Source organism: Citricoccus sp. (assembly GCF_035445025.1).
Classification (GTDB): domain Bacteria; phylum Actinomycetota; class Actinomycetes; order Actinomycetales; family Micrococcaceae; genus Citricoccus.
Window position 1 is genome coordinate 7,440 of record NZ_DAOMPX010000033.1, and the last position, 16,654, is coordinate 24,093.

At 72.1% G+C, this 16,654-nt stretch carries 14 protein-coding genes; 11 read left to right on the plus strand and 3 right to left on the minus strand.

Annotation, left to right across the window (positions count from 1 at the left end; translation table 11 throughout):
* Positions 1–737, minus strand: a 737-nt coding sequence (locus tag PLJ28_RS10930) for an NAD-dependent deacylase (RefSeq protein ID WP_324590119.1), incomplete at its 3' end; no start/stop codon positions are given.
* A gap of 194 nt (positions 738–931) precedes the next feature.
* Here PLJ28_RS10930 and PLJ28_RS10935 point away from each other — a divergent pair.
* From PLJ28_RS10935 to dnaG, 5 genes are all read left to right on the plus strand, one after another.
* Positions 932–2,341: an MFS transporter gene (locus tag PLJ28_RS10935; protein ID WP_324590120.1), complete on the plus strand. Its 1,410-nt coding sequence runs from the start codon at positions 932–934 to the stop codon at positions 2,339–2,341.
* A 206-nt stretch (positions 2,342–2,547) separates the two neighbouring features.
* Positions 2,548–3,648 (plus strand): iron ABC transporter substrate-binding protein, encoded by a 1,101-nt coding sequence (locus tag PLJ28_RS10940; protein ID WP_324590121.1) that lies wholly within the window; start codon positions 2,548–2,550, stop codon positions 3,646–3,648.
* 41 nt (positions 3,649–3,689) lie between these two features.
* Positions 3,690–5,345: an ABC transporter permease gene (locus PLJ28_RS10945; RefSeq protein WP_324590122.1), complete on the plus strand. Its 1,656-nt coding sequence runs from the start codon at positions 3,690–3,692 to the stop codon at positions 5,343–5,345.
* Positions 5,342–6,460: an ABC transporter ATP-binding protein gene (locus PLJ28_RS10950; protein WP_324590123.1), complete on the plus strand. Its 1,119-nt coding sequence runs from the start codon at positions 5,342–5,344 to the stop codon at positions 6,458–6,460. Before PLJ28_RS10945 ends, PLJ28_RS10950 begins: the two co-directional genes overlap by 4 nt.
* Positions 6,461–6,526: 66 nt before the next feature.
* Positions 6,527–8,431, plus strand: a complete 1,905-nt coding sequence (gene dnaG / locus PLJ28_RS10955; RefSeq protein WP_324590124.1) for a DNA primase — start codon at positions 6,527–6,529, stop codon at positions 8,429–8,431.
* A gap of 10 nt (positions 8,432–8,441) precedes the next feature.
* Here the strand turns inward: dnaG and PLJ28_RS10960 are convergent, their stop codons facing one another.
* Positions 8,442–9,125: a PepSY domain-containing protein gene (locus PLJ28_RS10960; RefSeq protein WP_324590125.1), complete on the minus strand. Its 684-nt coding sequence runs from the start codon at positions 9,123–9,125 to the stop codon at positions 8,442–8,444.
* A 164-nt stretch (positions 9,126–9,289) separates the two neighbouring features.
* Here PLJ28_RS10960 and aroQ point away from each other — a divergent pair, with 164 nt between their 5' ends.
* A complete protein-coding gene (aroQ, locus tag PLJ28_RS10965; RefSeq protein ID WP_183524128.1) occupies positions 9,290–9,745 on the plus strand; it encodes a type II 3-dehydroquinate dehydratase in 456 nt (151 codons plus the stop codon).
* A gap of 85 nt (positions 9,746–9,830) precedes the next feature.
* On the opposite strand, the gene PLJ28_RS10970 is transcribed toward aroQ, so the two are convergent.
* Entirely contained in the window at positions 9,831–11,240 is a 1,410-nt protein-coding gene (locus tag PLJ28_RS10970) for an MFS transporter (RefSeq protein ID WP_183524131.1), read from the minus strand.
* Positions 11,241–11,386: 146 nt separating this feature from the next.
* On the opposite strand from PLJ28_RS10970, the gene PLJ28_RS10975 reads away from it, so the two are divergent.
* From PLJ28_RS10975 to sbnA, 5 genes are all read left to right on the plus strand, one after another.
* Complete coding sequence (locus PLJ28_RS10975; protein ID WP_183524134.1) at positions 11,387–12,145, plus strand: IclR family transcriptional regulator; 759 nt, start codon at positions 11,387–11,389, stop codon at positions 12,143–12,145.
* A 40-nt stretch (positions 12,146–12,185) separates the two neighbouring features.
* Positions 12,186–13,085: a shikimate dehydrogenase gene (locus tag PLJ28_RS10980; RefSeq protein ID WP_183524137.1), complete on the plus strand. Its 900-nt coding sequence runs from the start codon at positions 12,186–12,188 to the stop codon at positions 13,083–13,085.
* A gap of 10 nt (positions 13,086–13,095) precedes the next feature.
* A complete protein-coding gene (locus PLJ28_RS10985; RefSeq protein WP_183524140.1) occupies positions 13,096–14,961 on the plus strand; it encodes a sugar phosphate isomerase/epimerase and 4-hydroxyphenylpyruvate domain-containing protein in 1,866 nt (621 codons plus the stop codon).
* A gap of 84 nt (positions 14,962–15,045) precedes the next feature.
* Positions 15,046–15,501, plus strand: a complete 456-nt coding sequence (locus PLJ28_RS10990; protein WP_183524143.1) for a universal stress protein — start codon at positions 15,046–15,048, stop codon at positions 15,499–15,501.
* Positions 15,502–15,770: 269 nt separating this feature from the next.
* On the plus strand, positions 15,771–16,654 hold an 884-nt coding region (gene sbnA / locus PLJ28_RS10995), incomplete at its 3' end, for a 2,3-diaminopropionate biosynthesis protein SbnA (RefSeq protein WP_324590126.1).

The following is a 16,654-nucleotide window of genomic DNA, read 5'->3' on the forward strand; positions in this document are numbered from 1 at the left end:
GCGACGTACGGCAGCGAGGCGGCCGGCTGCACGACGGCCGAGGTGCCGACCACGACGGCGAGGTCACAGGAGTCCAGGGCGGCGTAGGTGTCCTGGAGGGCTCGTTCCGGGAGCATCTCGCCGAACCAGACGATGCCCGGACGCAACCGTCCGGTCCCGCACGCGGGGCACGGTGGCGGGGTCCGCCGCAACAGCTGCTCCAGGTCGGCCTCGCTGCCGGCGGCCGGGGCGGCGGGGTCCGCAGGGCCGGCCCCATCGTCACCCGCCGAGCCCGGATCGTGGTCGGCCCCGGTGCCGCAGTCCGCGCAGCGGTAGTCGAACAGGGAGCCGTGCAGGTGGGCCAGCACGTCGGCTCCGGCGCGCTCGTGCAGGTCGTCCACGTTCTGGGTGGAGATGACCAGGGATCCGGCCTCTGGGGCGCTCCGAGCCTGCTGCCAGGCGGCGATCGCCCGGTGCCCGGCGTTCGGGGAGCAGGACCGCACCAGCCGGGCCCGCCACTGGTACCAGGACCAGACCAGGTCCGGATCGGCGTACCAGGCCTCCTCGGTGGCCAGCTGCTCCGGGCTGTACCGCTCCCACAGCCCGGTCTGCGCGTCCCGGAAGGTGGGCACGCCCGACTCGGCGCTCATGCCGGCGCCGGACAGCACGACGACCCGCCGCGCGTCGCGGGCCAGGGCGATCGCCTCGGAGAGGCCGGGGATCTCGGGGTTCTGCTCGGGACACGTCACAGGGCCCATCTAAGCAGGACCCTCCCCCGAACCGGGTGGGCGGGGTCTCCCCGTGCTGTGAGCCCGGTGACAGACTTTCGTATACGTAAGGTAAACTGGTCGCCCATCGTGTGAGCGCCGTCATGGCCACCCATGACGCAGGACTCGTCGTCAGCGCCCCGCGCCCCATCCCCGTCAAACGATCGCCCCGTCCCGGAGGTTCCATGTCCACGTCCACCACCGCCCGCCCCGCCGGCGGGTCCGGTTCACTCGTGTTGCGCGGCCGCAACTGGGTGGCCCCGCTGTGCTGGTTCGCCGTCTTCCTCGATGGCTTCGACGCCGTCGTCCTCGGCGCCATCATGCCGATGCTCACCTCCGACCCCACCATGGGCATCGACAACGCCGACGGCACCGTCATCGCCACCGCCGGGCTCGTCGGCATGATGGTGGGCGCCCTCGGGATGGGCTGGCTCACGGACAGGTTCGGCCGCCGCAATCTGCTCATGGGCGCCGTGATCGCCTTCTCCGTGCTGACCTTCGTCACCGGTTTCGCCCAGGACGCCTTCACCATCGGGCTGCTGCGCTTCCTGGCCGGCCTCGGCCTGGGTGGCTGCCTGCCCACCGGCATCTCCATGGTCACGGAGTTCGCCGGGCACAAGAAGGGCTCCAACGCCACCACGCTGATGATGACCGGCTACCACGTGGGCGCCGTCGTGACCGCCCTGCTGGCGATCTGGGCCGCCGCCAACACCGTCTCCGGCTGGCGGGAGATGTTCTTCATCGGGGGCCTGCCCGCCCTCGTCCTCGTGCCGCTGATGTGGCGCTTCCTGCCGGAGTCCCCGGACTACCTGCTCTCCAGGGGACGGATCCAGGACGCCCACACCGTGGCCGCGCACTACGGCGTCGAGATCGACGAGGACCCCGAGCGCGCCTTCGTCGATGCCTCCCCGGAGCGTGCCGGCACCGAGAAGCAGGGCGCCTCGTTGCTGCTCTCCGCCGCGTACCGCGGCAACACCGTGTTCATGTGGATCGCCTCCTTCATGGGGCTGCTGCTCGTCTACGGCCTGAACACCTGGCTGCCCCAGATCATGCGAGCCGCCGACTACGACCTCGGCAACTCCCTGGGCTTCCTCGTGGTGCTCAACGCCGGCGCGGTCATCGGCCTGCTCGTCGCCGGACGGGTGGGGGACGCCATCACCCCGCGCAACGCGGGCATCATCTGGTTCCTGGCCTCGGCCGTGCTGCTGGCCGCCCTGGCGATCAAGCTGCCGCTGCTGGGCATCTACGTGATGATCTTCATCACCGGCTGCTTCGTGTTCTCGGCGCAGAACCTGGTCTACGCCTTCGCCGCCACCAACTACCCGCCGAAGGTCCGCGGCACGGCCCTGGGCATGGCCGCCGGGGTGGGCCGCCTGGGCGCCATCTCCGGGCCGATCATGGGGGGCACCCTCGTCACCGCGGGGATCGCCTACCCCTGGGGCTTCTTCGGCTTCGCCGTCGCGGGCGCCCTGGGCGGCCTGGCGGTGACCGGCCTGAGGACGATGCGCCGCGCGCAGCGGGACGGCTCCGGACGCACCGGTGGCGACGCCGGCGCGGTCGCCGGACCCGCCGAGCGCACCCCGGCCGGGGTGTAGTCCTCTCCCTGTCCCCGCTGGGCCGGCCCCGGGGTGGTCTCGTCCGACGGGCTCACCACCGGGGCCGTCCTATTGCGCAAGGACGGCGTTGTGTATTCTGGGTGCTGCTCGGGTTAGGTGAGACTTACCTCACCCCCGGAGCCTCGGCGGACTCGGAAGGGCGCGCCGGGATCTCCCCTCCAGAAGTCCGGACAGGAAGTCAGCCGATGAACCACCGCCGTACCCCCGTCGCCCTCACCCTCCCGCTCGCCGTGGTCCTCGGCCTGACGGCATGCTCGGGCGGACAGCCCTCCACGGACACGGCCACCGCGCCGGCCCCGGACACCGCCGCGGCCACGGCGGAGGGGACCACGGGGTCCCCGGCCGAGGGGGACGGCCAGCTGACGCTCTACTCCGGCCGCAACGAGGAACTCGTCCAGCCGATCCTGGACCGGTTCACGGAGGAGACCGGCATCGAGGTCGACGTGCGGTACGGCGACACCGCCGGCATGGCCGCCCAGTTGCTCGAGGAGGGCGACCGGTCCCCGGCCGAGGTGTTCCTGGCGCAGGACGCCGGTGCCCTGGGCGCCGTCTCGCGGGCCGGACTGCTCGAGGCCCTGCCCCAGGAGACCGTCGACGCCGTGCCGGAGTCCTACCGCTCCGCGGACGGGGACTGGGTGGGCCTCACGGGCCGGTCACGGGTCCTGGTGTACAACCCGGAGCAGGTCTCCGAGGACGAGCTGCCGCAGTCGGTGGACGAGCTCGTCTCGGAGGAGTGGAGGGGCCGGGTCGGGGTCGCGCCGACCAACGCCTCGTTCCAGTCGTTCATCACCGCGATGAGGGTCATGGAGGGGGACGAGGCGGCCCGGGCATGGCTGGAGGACCTGGCCGCGAACGACCCCCAGATCCGGGAGAAGAACGGCCACATCGTGGCGGACGTGGACTCGGGCGCCATCGACGCAGGCCTGGTCAACCACTACTACGTGCACGAACTCGCCCAGGAGAAGGGCGTGGACCCGGAGGACCTGTCGGTCCGCATGCACTTCTTCGGGGCCCAGGACACCGGCGCCCTCGTCAACGTCTCCGGTGCGGGGCTGGTGGGGGACCAGCCCGACGGCGATGCCCAGGCCCTCATCGACTACCTGCTGTCCGAGGAGGGCCAGGCCTACTTCGTCGAGGAGACCAACGAGTACGCGATGATCGAGGGCGCGGAGGCGCCCCAGGGCGTGCCCTCCCTCGAGGAGCTCGAGGCACCCAAGGTCGACCTCAACGACCTCGACGACCTGGAGCAGACGATCGAGATGATCACGCAGGCGGGGCTGCTCTGACCTCCGCCCGCCGTCACCCCGCGCTGACCGTCGTGGCCCTCGTGGCCACGGCGGTCGCGCTGATCCCCCTGGGCTACCTGCTGCTGCGGACCGGCCAGCAGGGGCTGCCGGCCTGGCTGGACACCGTGTTCACGTGGCGGTCCGGCCGGCTGGCGGCCACCTCGGTGGCCCTGGCCGCCGTCGTCACGGCCGCGAGCCTGGTGATCGGGGTGGCCGGCGCCTGGCTGGTCACCAGGACCGCCGTCCCGCACCGCCGGTTGCTGGCCGTCCTGCTGGCCCTGCCGCTGGCCGTGCCCTCCTACGTGGCCGCCTTCACCTGGGTGTCCGTGGCCGACCTCTGGAACGGGGCGCCCGGCGGGCGCTTCGAGGGCTTCACGGCGGCGTGCGTCGTCCTGACCCTCTACACCTACCCGTATGTCTTCCTGCCCGTGGCCTCGGCGCTCAGCCGGGCGGACGCGGGGCAGGAGGAAGCGGCGCGCTCACTCGGCCGGGGGCCGTTCAACACGCTGATGACCGTCACGCTGGCCCAGGTGCGGCCGGCGATCGTGGGAGGGGGCCTGCTCGCCTCGCTGTACGTCCTCTCGGACTTCGGGGCCGTGTCCATCCTCCGGCTCGACACGTACACCCGGGCCATCTACACGGCGCACACCGTGGGGTTCAACCGGGACCAGGCGCTGTCCCTGGCCACCCTGCTGGTCCTGCTGACCGGACTCATCCTGTGGGGTGAGGGGGCCACGCGCCGGGCGGGCACCCGCTACGCCTCCACCCGGCCGGGCCGTCCCCCCGTGGTGGCCGACCTGGGCGCCTGGCGCTGGCCCGCCGCCACCGGACTGTGGGCCGTGGTCCTGGTGGCCCTGGGGGTCCCGGCGGTCTCCCTGGTGCGGTGGACCGTGGCCGGAACCTCCCTGGCCGACGCGTGGGGGCGCATCGGCGAGGCCGCGGCCGGCTCCCTCACGCTGTCCCTGCTCGGCGCCGTCGTGACCATGGTGCTGGCCCTGCCGATCGGGATCCTCGTGGCCCGGCACCACGGGCGGCTGACCCGGTTCGTCGAGCGGGCGGTCTACCTCGCGCATGGGCTGCCCGGCATCGTGGTGGCCCTGGCCCTGGTGTTCTTCGGCGTCACCGTGGTCCTGCCCCTCTACCAGACCTCCTGGCTGGTGGCCCTGGCCTACGCCACCCTGTTCCTGCCCCTGGGCGTGGCGGCCGTGGTGGGCGCCGCCGCCCAGGCCCCGCCGTCCCTGGAGGAGGTCGGGCAGTCCCTGGGGGCCACCCCCGCGGAGGTGTTCCGGCGGGTGACCGTGCCGCTCACGCTGCCGGGCATCGGCGCCGGCGCCGCACTGGTCTTCCTGGCCGCGATGAAGGAACTGCCGGCCACCCTCCTGCTCCGCCCCACCGGCATGGAGACCCTGGCCACCCGGCTGTGGAGCGCCACGGGCGTCGGGCGGTACGCGGAAGCGGCACCCTACGCGCTGTTGCTGGTCCTCCTCGCGGCGGTCCCGACCTGGGTGATCGTCCAGCGCTCGGGGATCGTCCGGCCGGCTCCGTCCGACGCCACCCCGCCCGAGGACGGCACGCTCCTCGCACCGTCGCCCGCGGCACCCCTGATGGTCGACTCCGTGGCCGGCGAGGTCGGCAACCTCGGGGCCGTCCCGGGCACCACCACGCTCCGACGACCCGCAGAGGACGTTCAGTCATGAGATCCACCGTCAACCCCGCCCCCCTGACAGGGTCCGGACCCCGGGACCCGGCGCCGCGCCCCCGGCTCGCGGTGGACCTGGCGGGGGTCGCGAAGTCCTACCGGTCCCACCCCGTCCTGCAGGACGTGGGCCTGCAGCTCGAGCAGGGCGGCTTCCTGGCGGTACTGGGTCCGTCGGGCTGCGGCAAGACCACCCTGCTGCGCTGCATCGCCGGCTTCGAGCGCATCGACGGGGGGCGTATCGCCCTGGGCAACCGGGCCGTGGCCCTCCCCGGGACACACGTGTCCGCGCACCGGCGCCACGTCGCCGTCGTGCCGCAGGACGGGGCCCTCTTCCCGCACCTGTCCGTGGCCGGGAACGTCGGCTTCGGCCTGCCGAGGACGCAGCGACGAGGGGACGCGCGCATCGAGGAGTGCCTCGCGCTGGTGGACCTGGCCGGGCTGGGCGACCGCATGCCCCACGAACTCTCCGGCGGCCAGCAGCAGCGGGTCGCCCTGGCGCGGGCCCTGGCGCCGCGGCCCCGGCTGGTCCTGCTCGACGAGCCCTTCGGCGCCCTCGACGCCTCGTTGAGGGTGGAGCTGCGCCGTGACATCCGGGCCGCGCTCCACGAGGACGGGGCCACCGCCATCCTGGTCACCCACGACCAGGACGAGGCCCTGTCCATGGCCGACCGCGTCGTCGTGCTGCGCGAGGGCCGGGTGCGCCAGGACGCGGTCCCGTCGAGGGTCTACGCCCAGCCCGCGGACTCCTGGGTGGCGTCCTTCGTGGGCGACGCCGACCTGCTGCCGTTCACGGGGACGGACCCGGGCGGACGGGCCCGCACCGCGGTTGGCCCGGTGGAGGTCCGCTCGGGTGGGCCGGGGGCCACGCACCTGGTCCTGCGGCCCGAGCAGGTCCGCATCGATCCGGTGGGGACCGGGGCGGTCGAGGGCCCCGTGGCCACCGTGCGGGACGTGGAGTTCTACGGACACGACACGCTCACCGCCCTGACCCTGCCGGACGGAACCGTGATCCGCTCGCGTTCCCTCGCGGCAGCGGCCGCGGCCGGTGACAGGGTCCGGGTCCGCGTGGTGGGCCCGGTCTGGGCCGTCCCGGACGGCGGACACCCACGGTGACCCCCGCCCGGCGGTCCGGTGGACGACCGGGCCGGGCGCACCCCGTCCACGCCTAGACTGGAGGGCATGGCAGGTCTGATCAAGCGCGAGGACATCGATCGTGTCCGCGAGCGCACGGACCTCAAGGAGATCGTGGACGCCTTCGTCACGCTCCGGGGCGCCGGGGTGGGCTCCTACAAGGGCCTCTGCCCGTTCCACGACGAGCGCAGTCCCTCCTTCCATGTCCGCCCCTCGGTGGGGACCTACCACTGCTTCGGCTGCGGGGAGTCCGGGGACGTCATCAGCTTCCTGATGAAGATGGAGCACACCACCTTCGCCGAGACGGTGGAGCGGCTGGCGGCCAAGGCCGGGATCGAGCTGCACTACGAGGACGGCGGGACGGGCCCGGACCGTGAGCAGGTCGGCCGGCGCCAGCGGCTGCTGGAGGCCAACAAGGTCGCCGACGAGTACTTCCAGTCCCAGTTGCGCACCGAGGGCGCGGCCACCGGGCAGCAGTTCCTGGCCGGCCGCGGCTTCACCTTCGAGCACGCGGCGCAGTTCAACGTGGGCTACGCGCCGCAGGGCTGGGACAACCTCCTGAACCACCTGCGCCGCAAGGGCTTCCGGGACGACGAACTGAAGCTCACCGGACTGTTCTCCGAGGGCCAGCGCGGGATCTACGACCGCTTCCGCGGCCGGCTCGTCTGGCCCATCCGGGACATGACCGGGGCCACGATCGGCTTCGGCGCACGCAAGCTCTTCGAGGACGATCCCGGGCCGAAGTACCTCAACACACCGGAGACGCAGCTCTACAAGAAGTCCCAGGTCCTCTACGGCATCGACGCGGCCAAGCGGAACATCGCGAAGAAGCGCCAGCTGGTCGTGGTGGAGGGGTACACGGACGTGATGGCCGCGCACCTGTCCGGCGTGGACACCGCCGTGGCCACCTGTGGCACCGCGTTCGGCTCCGACCACGTCAAGATCGCCCGCCGGCTGATCTCGGACGACGGCACCGGCGGGGAGATCATCTTCACCTTCGACGGTGACGCGGCCGGCCAGAAGGCCGCCCTGCGCGCCTTCGAGGAGGACAGCAAGTTCCTGGCCAGGACGTACGTGGCCGTGGAGCCCTCGGGGCTCGACCCCTGCGACCTGCGCCAGGAGAAGGGGCCGGAGGCCGTGGTCGCCCTCATCGACTCGCGCCGGCCGCTGTTCGAGTTCGCCATCAAGGCGGGGATGAAGAACTTCGACCTGGACACCGTGGAGGGTCGTTCCGGCGCGCTGCGCCATGCCGCCCCCATCGTGGCGGGGATCCGGGACTCCGTCGTCCGCCCCGGGTACGAGCGGGAACTGGCCGGGTGGCTGGGCCTCGACCAGTCGACCGTCCACCAGGCCGTGCAGCGCGCCCAGCGCGGCGCCGCCTCATCGGCGGACGCCCGGCGGGGGGAGCGGCGGTCATCGGCGGGGGAGGACCACCGGCCCGACGGCGACCCGGCCGCGTCCGGGCGGCCCCCCGGGTTCCAGCGTCCGGACGCCCGCGACCCCGCCGCGCGGATGGAGAAGGAGGCCCTCGAGGTGGTGCTGCAACAGCCGACGCTGCTCTCCGCCGAGCAGTGGCAGGCGTTCTACTCGGCCGACTTCAAGGTGCCGGCCTACGCGGTGGTGCACTCCGGGATCCGGGCCGCCGGGATGGCCGGGGCCACCCCTTCGCAGTGGGTGGAACAGGTCCGTCAGGAGGTGCCGGTGGAGCTGGCACCGCTGGTGGGGGAGCTGGCGGTCACGCCGTTGCCGGCCCGCACGGACGAGGACCTGATCCGCTATTGCCGGGACATCATGAACCGGTTGTTCGAGCTGCAGATCACCCACCAGAAGGCCGAGCTCCTGGGCCGGCTGCAGCGCATGGGCCCCGCCGGGGACCCGGCCGAGTTCGCGGCCCTGAACCGGCAGTTGCTCGACCTGGAGATGAAGCGGCGGTCCCTGCGCGCACGGGACTGAGGTCGCCCGCTCAGCGGTCCGGGGTGACCTCGCCGGTCATGGCGTCCACGTGCAGCTTCTCGCCGTCGTCGCCGTTCTCGCGGTCCAGCTCCACCTTCCACACGAGGGTGCCGCCCTCGTCATCCAGTTCCATCTCGTCGATGGTCTGGCCCGCACGGCCCTCCAGTGCGGCCCGGGCGGCGTCCTCCGCGGTGACGCTGGCATCCCGCGCGCGGCGGAGGTGGTCGTCGTCGGTGTCCCTGCCGTCCTCGCGGACCGCGCCGTCCGAGGACACGGTGAGGTCGAGGATCTCACCCTGCAGGTGGGCCTCGATCTCGTAGGACGAGCCGTTGTCCTCCCGGTCGACCTTCACGACGAAGGCATCCGGGTGCTGGCCCAGGGCCGCATCGATCGCGGCGTACGCCGGGTCCTCCTCGCCCGTGCCACCCGTGCCGGTGGTGCCGGTGGCCCCGGCGGGGCTCGAGGAGTCGTCCTCGGCCGGTGTCCCCGTGCCGGGGGAGGACTCGGCGGGCGAGCTCTCGATCGGGGCGGTGGTGGCCGTGGCCGTCGTGGTGGCCCCGTTGTCCGCGGGGGTGCCGTCGGCCTCCGGCTCGGCGGTGGAGCAACCGGTCAGGAGGGCCAGGGCGAGGAGCCCGGTCCCGGTCATCGCCAGCGGCTTGGTGTACGTGGTCTGGGTTCCCGTGTTCTCCGTCATGGCCCCAGTGTGCCAAACACGGATGAGATGTCCATGGGCGACCGGCGGCGCCATGGAGCGAGGGCCCGGACCGTGCATGGGGGAGACTGGAGACGGCCCCGCCGGACCCTCTCCGGCGCGGTGCCCGACCCCCGCCCGCCTGCCCCGAACCCCTGGAGGACCCGATGGCCGACGCCGCCGACAAGCCCGTCTTCGTACTCAACGGACCCAACCTGAACCTGCTGGGCCAGCGTGAACCGGAGAAGTACGGCAGCACGTCCCTGGAGGAGGTGCGCACGATGTGCGAGCAGACGGCCGCCGAGCATGGCCTGACCGTCGACTTCCGGCAGTCCAACCACGAGGGCACCCTGGTCGACTGGATCCAGGAGGCCCGCACGGCCGGCCGCGGCATCATCCTCAACCCGGCCGGGTACACCACCACGTCCATCGCGATCCTGGACGCGCTGCTGGCGGCCGAGCTGCCGGTGATCGAGGTCCACATCACGAACATCCACCAGCGGGAGGAGTTCCGGCACCACTCCTACGTCTCCAAGGCCGCCGTGGCGGTCATCGCCGGAGCCGGAGTGCACGGATACCAGCTGGCCCTGCAGCACATGGCCCGGCTGGTGTCCGGGCGGTAGGACCCCACCCACCACGACGACGGCGCCCGCGAGTCTCGCGGGCGCCGTCGTCGTCGCGGCAGGTCCGGTCAGCCGGCCGGTGACCTCACCGGGCGGTGCCGGCGGGGGTGGTGGTCCGGTCCAGCCGGGCGAGCTCCGCCGCCTCCGTGCGGGTGGTGTGCAGGGCGTCGATCCCGTCCAGGGACAGGTCCTTGGTCTCCTTGGCCGTCAGGGCCGCCGTGCCGGAGATGAGGCACGCGATGCTCACGACGATCGCCACGGCCAGCCAGTTCGTGCCCTCGGCGCCGGCCACCGCCGAGGCGACGATCGGCGTCAGGCCGCCGGAGACGGCGAAGCCGATCTGCGTGCCCATGGCCAGGCCGGTGACCCGCACGCGGGTGGGGAACATCTCGGCGTAGAACGAGGGCCAGATCCCGTTCGCCAGGGAGTAGAAGCACCCCGAGAGGGTGGCGCCGAAGAGGAAGATCAGCGTCCAGTTCCCGGCCTCGATCGCCGAGAGGTACGGGTACATCATCACGGCCGGCCCGATGACACCGGCGAGGAACACCGGCTTGCGCCCGATCCGGTCCGCCAGCACGGCCGCCAGGGGGATGACCACGAGGGCCACGGCATTGGCCAGCACGGCGACCCACAGCATGGTGGGCCGGTCCAGCCCGACCACCGAGGTGGCGAAGGACAGCGACCAGACCAGGAAGACCACGTTGACGGTGTTGATCATCGCGGCGCAGGCGATCCGGGCGACGGCCGCCTTGTGGTACTTGACCATCAGGGCCAGCGGGGTCGCCGGCTTCTCATCGGGCAGCGCGGTCTTCGTCTGCTCGAAGGCCGGCGGTTCCTCCAGCTTGCGCCGGATGACCCAGGCGACCACGACCACCACGGCGGAGAGCCAGAACGGCACGCGCCAGCCCCACGAGAACAGCTGCTCCTCGGTGAGCAGCAGGGTGAACGGGATGAACACGGCGGTGGCCAGCAACGTGCCGAACTGGGTGCCCTGCAGGGTCCAGCTCGTGGTGAACGCGCGGCGGTGCTCCTCCGAGTGCTCGAGGGACACGGTGATGGCGCTGGCCTGCTCACCGGAGGCCGACAGGCCCTGGATGATGCGGCAGAGCACGAGCAGCGCGGGGGCGAGCATCCCCGCCTGGTCGTAGGTCGGCAGGCAACCGACGGCGAAGGTCGCCCCGCCGATCATGAACAGGGTGAGCATGAGCACGAACTTCCGGCCCAGGCGGTCCCCGAGCGGACCCATGATGAGCGCGCCCAGGGGGCGCACCACGTAGGCCACGCCCACGGTCGCCATGGACAGCAGGATCGCGACGCCGGGCGAGGCGTCGTCCGGGAAGAACAGGTGGTTCAGGACGAGCGCCGCCGCGGTGCCGTAGACGGCGAAGTCGTAATACTCCAGGGCGGACCCGATCCAGGCGGCCAGGGCGGCCTTCCTGGGGGTCTTGACGTGGGTGGCGCCGTGGGCGCCGGCGTCAGGGGCTGCATGGGTCATGACGGGGTCCTTGGGTTGTCCATCTTCAGGGAGAGAGCGGGGGCGAATCCCCTCCGCAGACGTGGAGTTCTCGAATATTGGGAGTAACTCCTGTATGTTAGGAATGAGCATGGCGCACATCACAGCGGAGTGTCAAGGAGGCACGCATGGCGACGGTCCAGACCGGCACGGTCGGCAAGGCCCTGGAGATCCTCACCGTGGTCGGGGAATTCCCCGAGGGCGGCACGGCCGCGCAGGTCGCCCAGCGGGTGGACTACCCGTTCAGCACCGTGCACCGGCTGCTGTCCACCCTGACCGAGACGGACTTCCTGTCCTATGACCCCCGGGACAAGCGCTACTCGCTGGGGCTGCCCGTCTTCCAGCTGGGACAGCAGGTGGCACACCGCCGCGGGTTCACGGCCACGGCCGCCGCGGTGCTCTCGAGGCTGACCGAGGCGACGGGGGAGAGCTCGATCCTGTCCGTGCTGGACCGCGGGCGTGCGCTGACCGTCCACACGGTCGACGGGCCGCAATTCCGCACGACCACCGATCCCGGGGGATACAGCCCGCTGCACACGAGCGCGATCGGCAAGGCGCTGCTGGCCTTCACGGACGAGGAGACCCGGGAACACCTGCTGGCGACCGTGGACCTGACGCCCCGCACCGAGCACTCGGTCACCGACCGCGCCGTCCTCGCCCGTCAGGTCGCCGAGGCCCGCGCGCAGGGCTGGGCCGGGCAGTCCGAGGAGAACGACATCGGCATGGCCGCCATCGCGGTCCCGGTCCAGGACCCCTCGGGAGGGCTGATCGCGGTCGTGGCGCTGGCCGCCCCCCTGTTCCGCTGCGACCTGGAGGGGCTCAAGGGCCACCTGCCCGCGCTCCTCGCCGCCGCCCACCAGCTCTCAATCCAACTGCCCCCGCGCTGAGGCGCGTCCACCCACCACTCACCACCGCGAAGGAAACCGCATGAGCACAGTCGCAGAGTCCTACCTCGTCGGGCTGATCGGGGACGGGATCACCGCCTCCCTGACCCCGCCGATGCACGAGAGGGAGGGACGCGAACAGGGACTGCACTACCTCTACCGTCCCGTGGACGTGGCCGCCCTCGGGTTCACCGGGGACCAGGCCCAGCGCCAGGCGCCCCTGCTGCTGGAGTACGGCCGCCGGCTGGGCTTCAACGCCTTCAACATCACGCACCCGTTCAAGCAGACGATCATGGCGCACCTGGACGAGGTGGACGAGGACGCGCGGAACCTCGGGGCCGTGAACACCGTCGTGTTCGCCGACGGGCGCTCGGTGGGTCACAACACGGACTTCTCCGGGTACATCACCGGCCTGCGCACCACGCTGCCGGAGGCGGACCTGACCTCGGTGGTCCAGCTGGGCGTCGGCGGCGCCGGTTCGGCCGTGGCCTACGCCCTGCTGCGCGCCGGTGCCGAGGAGCTGGTGCTGATCGACCTCGACGCGGACCGGGCCGGTGCGCGGGCCGCCGACCTGCAGGAGCAGTTCCCGGCCCAGCGGGTGTCCGCCCGGCCCCACGGAGAACTGCGGCAGGCCCTGGCCCGGGCCACCGGCTTCGCGCACTGCACGCCCGTGGGCATGCACCTGCACCCCGGCATGCCGGTGGCCGCCGAGTGGCTGCGGGCGGGGATGTGGGTCTCGGACGTGGTCTACCTGCCGGTGGACACCGAGCTGATCGTCACCGCGCGGGACCGGGGCTGCGCCGTGGTGGACGGCGGGACCATGGCCGTGGGCCAGGCCGTGGACGCCTTCGGCCTGGTGACTGGGCGTCCGGCCGACGCGGGTCGCATGCGCCGCCACTTCCTGGACCTCGTGGCCGCCCAGTCGACGGGGCGGGGTGCGTAGAGTGAGCGCCGTGAGGACCTCCATCGCCACCGTCTGCCTGTCCGGAACCCTCGAGGAGAAGATGCGCGGTGCCGCCCGGGCGGGCTTCGACGGCATCGAGGTCTTCGAGCCGGACCTCGTGGCCTCCCCCCTGTCCCCGGAACAGGTCGCCGACCTCGCCGCGGAGCTGGGACTGACCCTGGACCTGTACCAGCCCTTCCGCGACCTCGAGGGGGTGGAGGCCGAGGTCTTCGCCGCCAACCTGCGCCGGCTCGAGGCCAAGTTCCAGCTGATGCGGTGCATGGGCATGGACCTGATCCTGCTGTGCTCCAACGTCGGCACCGCCACCCGGTGGGAGGACGAGGTCGCGATCGACCAGCTGCGGCAGGCGGCCGACCTGGCGGCCGGCTACGGCATCCGCATCGCCTACGAGGCGCTGGCCTGGGGCCGGTACGTGAGCACCTACGAGCACGCCTGGAGCCTGGTCGAACAGGCCGACCGGCCCAACCTGGGCGTGTGCCTGGACTCCTTCCACATCCTCTCCCGCCGCGGTGACGTCACCGGGTTCCGGTCCATCCCGGGGGAGAAGATCTTCTTCGTGCAGCTGGCCGACGCACCGAACCTGTTGCTGGACCTGCTGTCCTGGTCCCGCCACCATCGCACCTTCCCCGGCGAGGGCGCCTTCGACCTGGTCGGGTTCTACCGGGAGCTGGTCGCCACCGGGTATGCCGGCCCGCTGTCCCTGGAGGTCTTCAGCGACGTCTACCGGCAGACGGACACCCCGCGCACGGCGCTCGCCGCCATGCGCTCCCTGCACTGGCTGCAGGAGGCGACGGCGCACCCGGACGAGGCGGCGGACCTGCAGCCGAGGGGCTGGGACTACGCCGAGGTGCTGGCCGCCGAGCCCCAGGACGTGACCGAGATCCTGGCCGCCCTGGGCTTCCAGGACCGCGGTCCGCACCGGACCAAGGACGTCCGGCTCTATGCCGCCGGAGACGCCCGGGTGGTGCTCAACGGCCGGCCCCGGCCCCGCGGGGAGGACGGGTCCGAGCTGGTGGGCCTCGGCCTGCAGGTCCCGGACCCCCGGGCCACGATGGACCGCGCCCGGCTGCTGCAGTACCCCGTGGCCTGGCGCTCCAACCGGGCGGACGAGATGGTCCTGCGCGGGGTCACCGCCCCGGACGGCTCGGAGCTCTTCGTCGCCCCGGTGCCGGACGAGGGCCGGGAACCGGGCTGGACCGGGGAGTTCGGGCCGGACGCCACCGGCCGCGGCACGGGACACCTCCGCGCGACGGACGCGCCGGCGTCGTCCGCAGGTGAGTCCCTGATCCTGGGGGTGGACCACGTCAACCTGGCCCAGCCGTGGCAGTGGTTCGACGAGGGCGTGCTGTTCTACCGGGCGCTGTTCGGTCTGCACGCCCGGGCCAACAACGAGGTGGCCTCACCCCAGGGACTGGTGCGGTCCCAGGTCGTGCAGACGGACGACGCCTCGGTCCGCCTGGCCCTGAACATGCTGCCGCAGGTGCTCGAGGGCACGGACGAGGGACGGCGACGGCGGCGCGCCGACTTCCCGGAACACGTCGCCTTCCTGTCCTCGGACGTGGCCGAGGTCGCCCGCCGCGCCCGGCGGGCCGGCCTGCGGTTCCTGCCGATCCCGGCGAACTACTACGAGGACCTGCACGCCCGCTTCGACCTGGACGAGGGGCTGTTGCGCGTGCTGCGCGAGAACGACCTGATGTACGACCGCGACGAGCGGGGGGAATTCCTGCACTTCTACACCCGCACCGTCGGCAGCGTGTTCTTCGAGGTGGTCGAACGCCGCGGCGGTTACGACGGCTACGGCGCGATGAGCGCCCCGGTGCGCCTGGCCGCGCAGTACGACGTGGACCGGCAATAGCCGACGGGCGGACGTTGTGCGGCCCCCGCCGTGGAGCCTACGGTGTCCGCACACCCGGACACCGGTACCCGAGGGAGCTCCACGATGCAGACATCACAGCCGATCGTCGTCGGGGTCGACGGCTCCCAGGCCTCCCTGGAGGCGCTGCGCGAGGCCGGCCGGATGGCCGACCTGATGGGATGTCCGTTGACGGCGGTCACGACGTGGCAATTGCCGGTCACGGCCGCGGACTACCCCTTCCCCCTGGAACAGAACTTCGAGGAGGACGCCCGGAGACGGCTCGGCGCCTCGGTCCGCGCGGTGTTCGGCGAGGATCCTCCCGCCGGTCTGGAACAGGTGGTGAGCGTGGGATCGCCCGCGCGGGTGCTCCGGGACCTCAGCGAGGACGCCCGGTTGCTGGTGGTCGGCAGCCGGGGCCACGGGGGCTTCGTCGGCCTGATGCTGGGTTCGGTCAGCTCCGCCGTGGCCGCCCACGCCCGGTGCCCCGTCCTCATCACGCACCGGGACGTCCCCGGGCCGGCCTCCGCGCCGGCCGGCTGAAAACTGTCAGGCCCCCGTCCGGAACCACCGGGCGGGGGTCTTTTCGTGCGTTGTCCCGCGTCCGGGCTGGTCACCCCGCATTCCGGCCTCCAGGGGAGCCGAGGCCCGGGTGGAGGGAGCCCGAGTACGCCGGAGAAAGTACCCCGCATACCGCTGTGTAGGTATTCCCAAAATACCGGGGCGGGAGGATTCTTTCTCGTGTTTTCGAATCCACTCTTGATGGGGAGCGGTCCTGGGGCCGCGCATAGGGCAAGAGATCGAGGGACATCATGACCATCATCAAGGAACCGCACCTGTTCAACGAGCAGAGCCTGTTCATCGACCTGGAGGGAGTACTCGGGAGGCTGCTCTACCTGAAGATCGAGGGGTTCAACCTCGCGGGATCGATCAAGCTCAAGCCGGCCATGGAGATGGTCGAACGGGCCGAGCGGGAGGGGAAGGTCGGCCCCGGCTCCGTGCTCGTGGAGTCCTCCTCGGGCAACCTCGGCGTCGCGCTCAGCATCATCGCCGCCAGCAAGGGGTACCGCTTCGTGTGCGTGATCGACCCGCGCTGCAACCCCGCGACCCGGCAGCTCATGGAATCACTCGGGGCCCAGGTCGACCTGGTCACCGAGCCCGATCCCGTGGACGGCCTGCTCGGGGCCCGGCTCAACCACGTCCGTGCACTGTGCGAGTCCGACGACCGGTACGTCTGGCTGAACCAGTACGCCAATCCCGGCAACTGGGGAGCGCACTACCGCTGGACCGCTCCCGAGATCGCCGCGCAGTTCCCCGGGCTCGAGGTGCTGTTCGTCGGGGCGGGGACCACGGGCACCCTGATGGGGTGCGCCCGGTACTTCCGTGAGCACCGGCCGGACGTGCGCATCGTCGCGGTCGACGCCGCCGGATCCGTCTCCTTCGGGGGCCAGCCGGGCACCCGCCTGATCCCGGGCCTGGGCATGAGCGTGCGGCCGCCCCAGCTCGATGAGTCACTGGTCGATGACGTGGTGATCGTCGAGGAGGTGGACACGGTGCGCACCTGCCACCGCCTGGCCTCCCGCGGGTTCCTGTTCGGCGGTTCCACCGGGACCGTGGTCCACGGTGCCATGACGTGGCTCGCGGACCACCACGCCCAGCACGTCACCGCGGTGGCCATCTCCCCGGACCTGGGCCG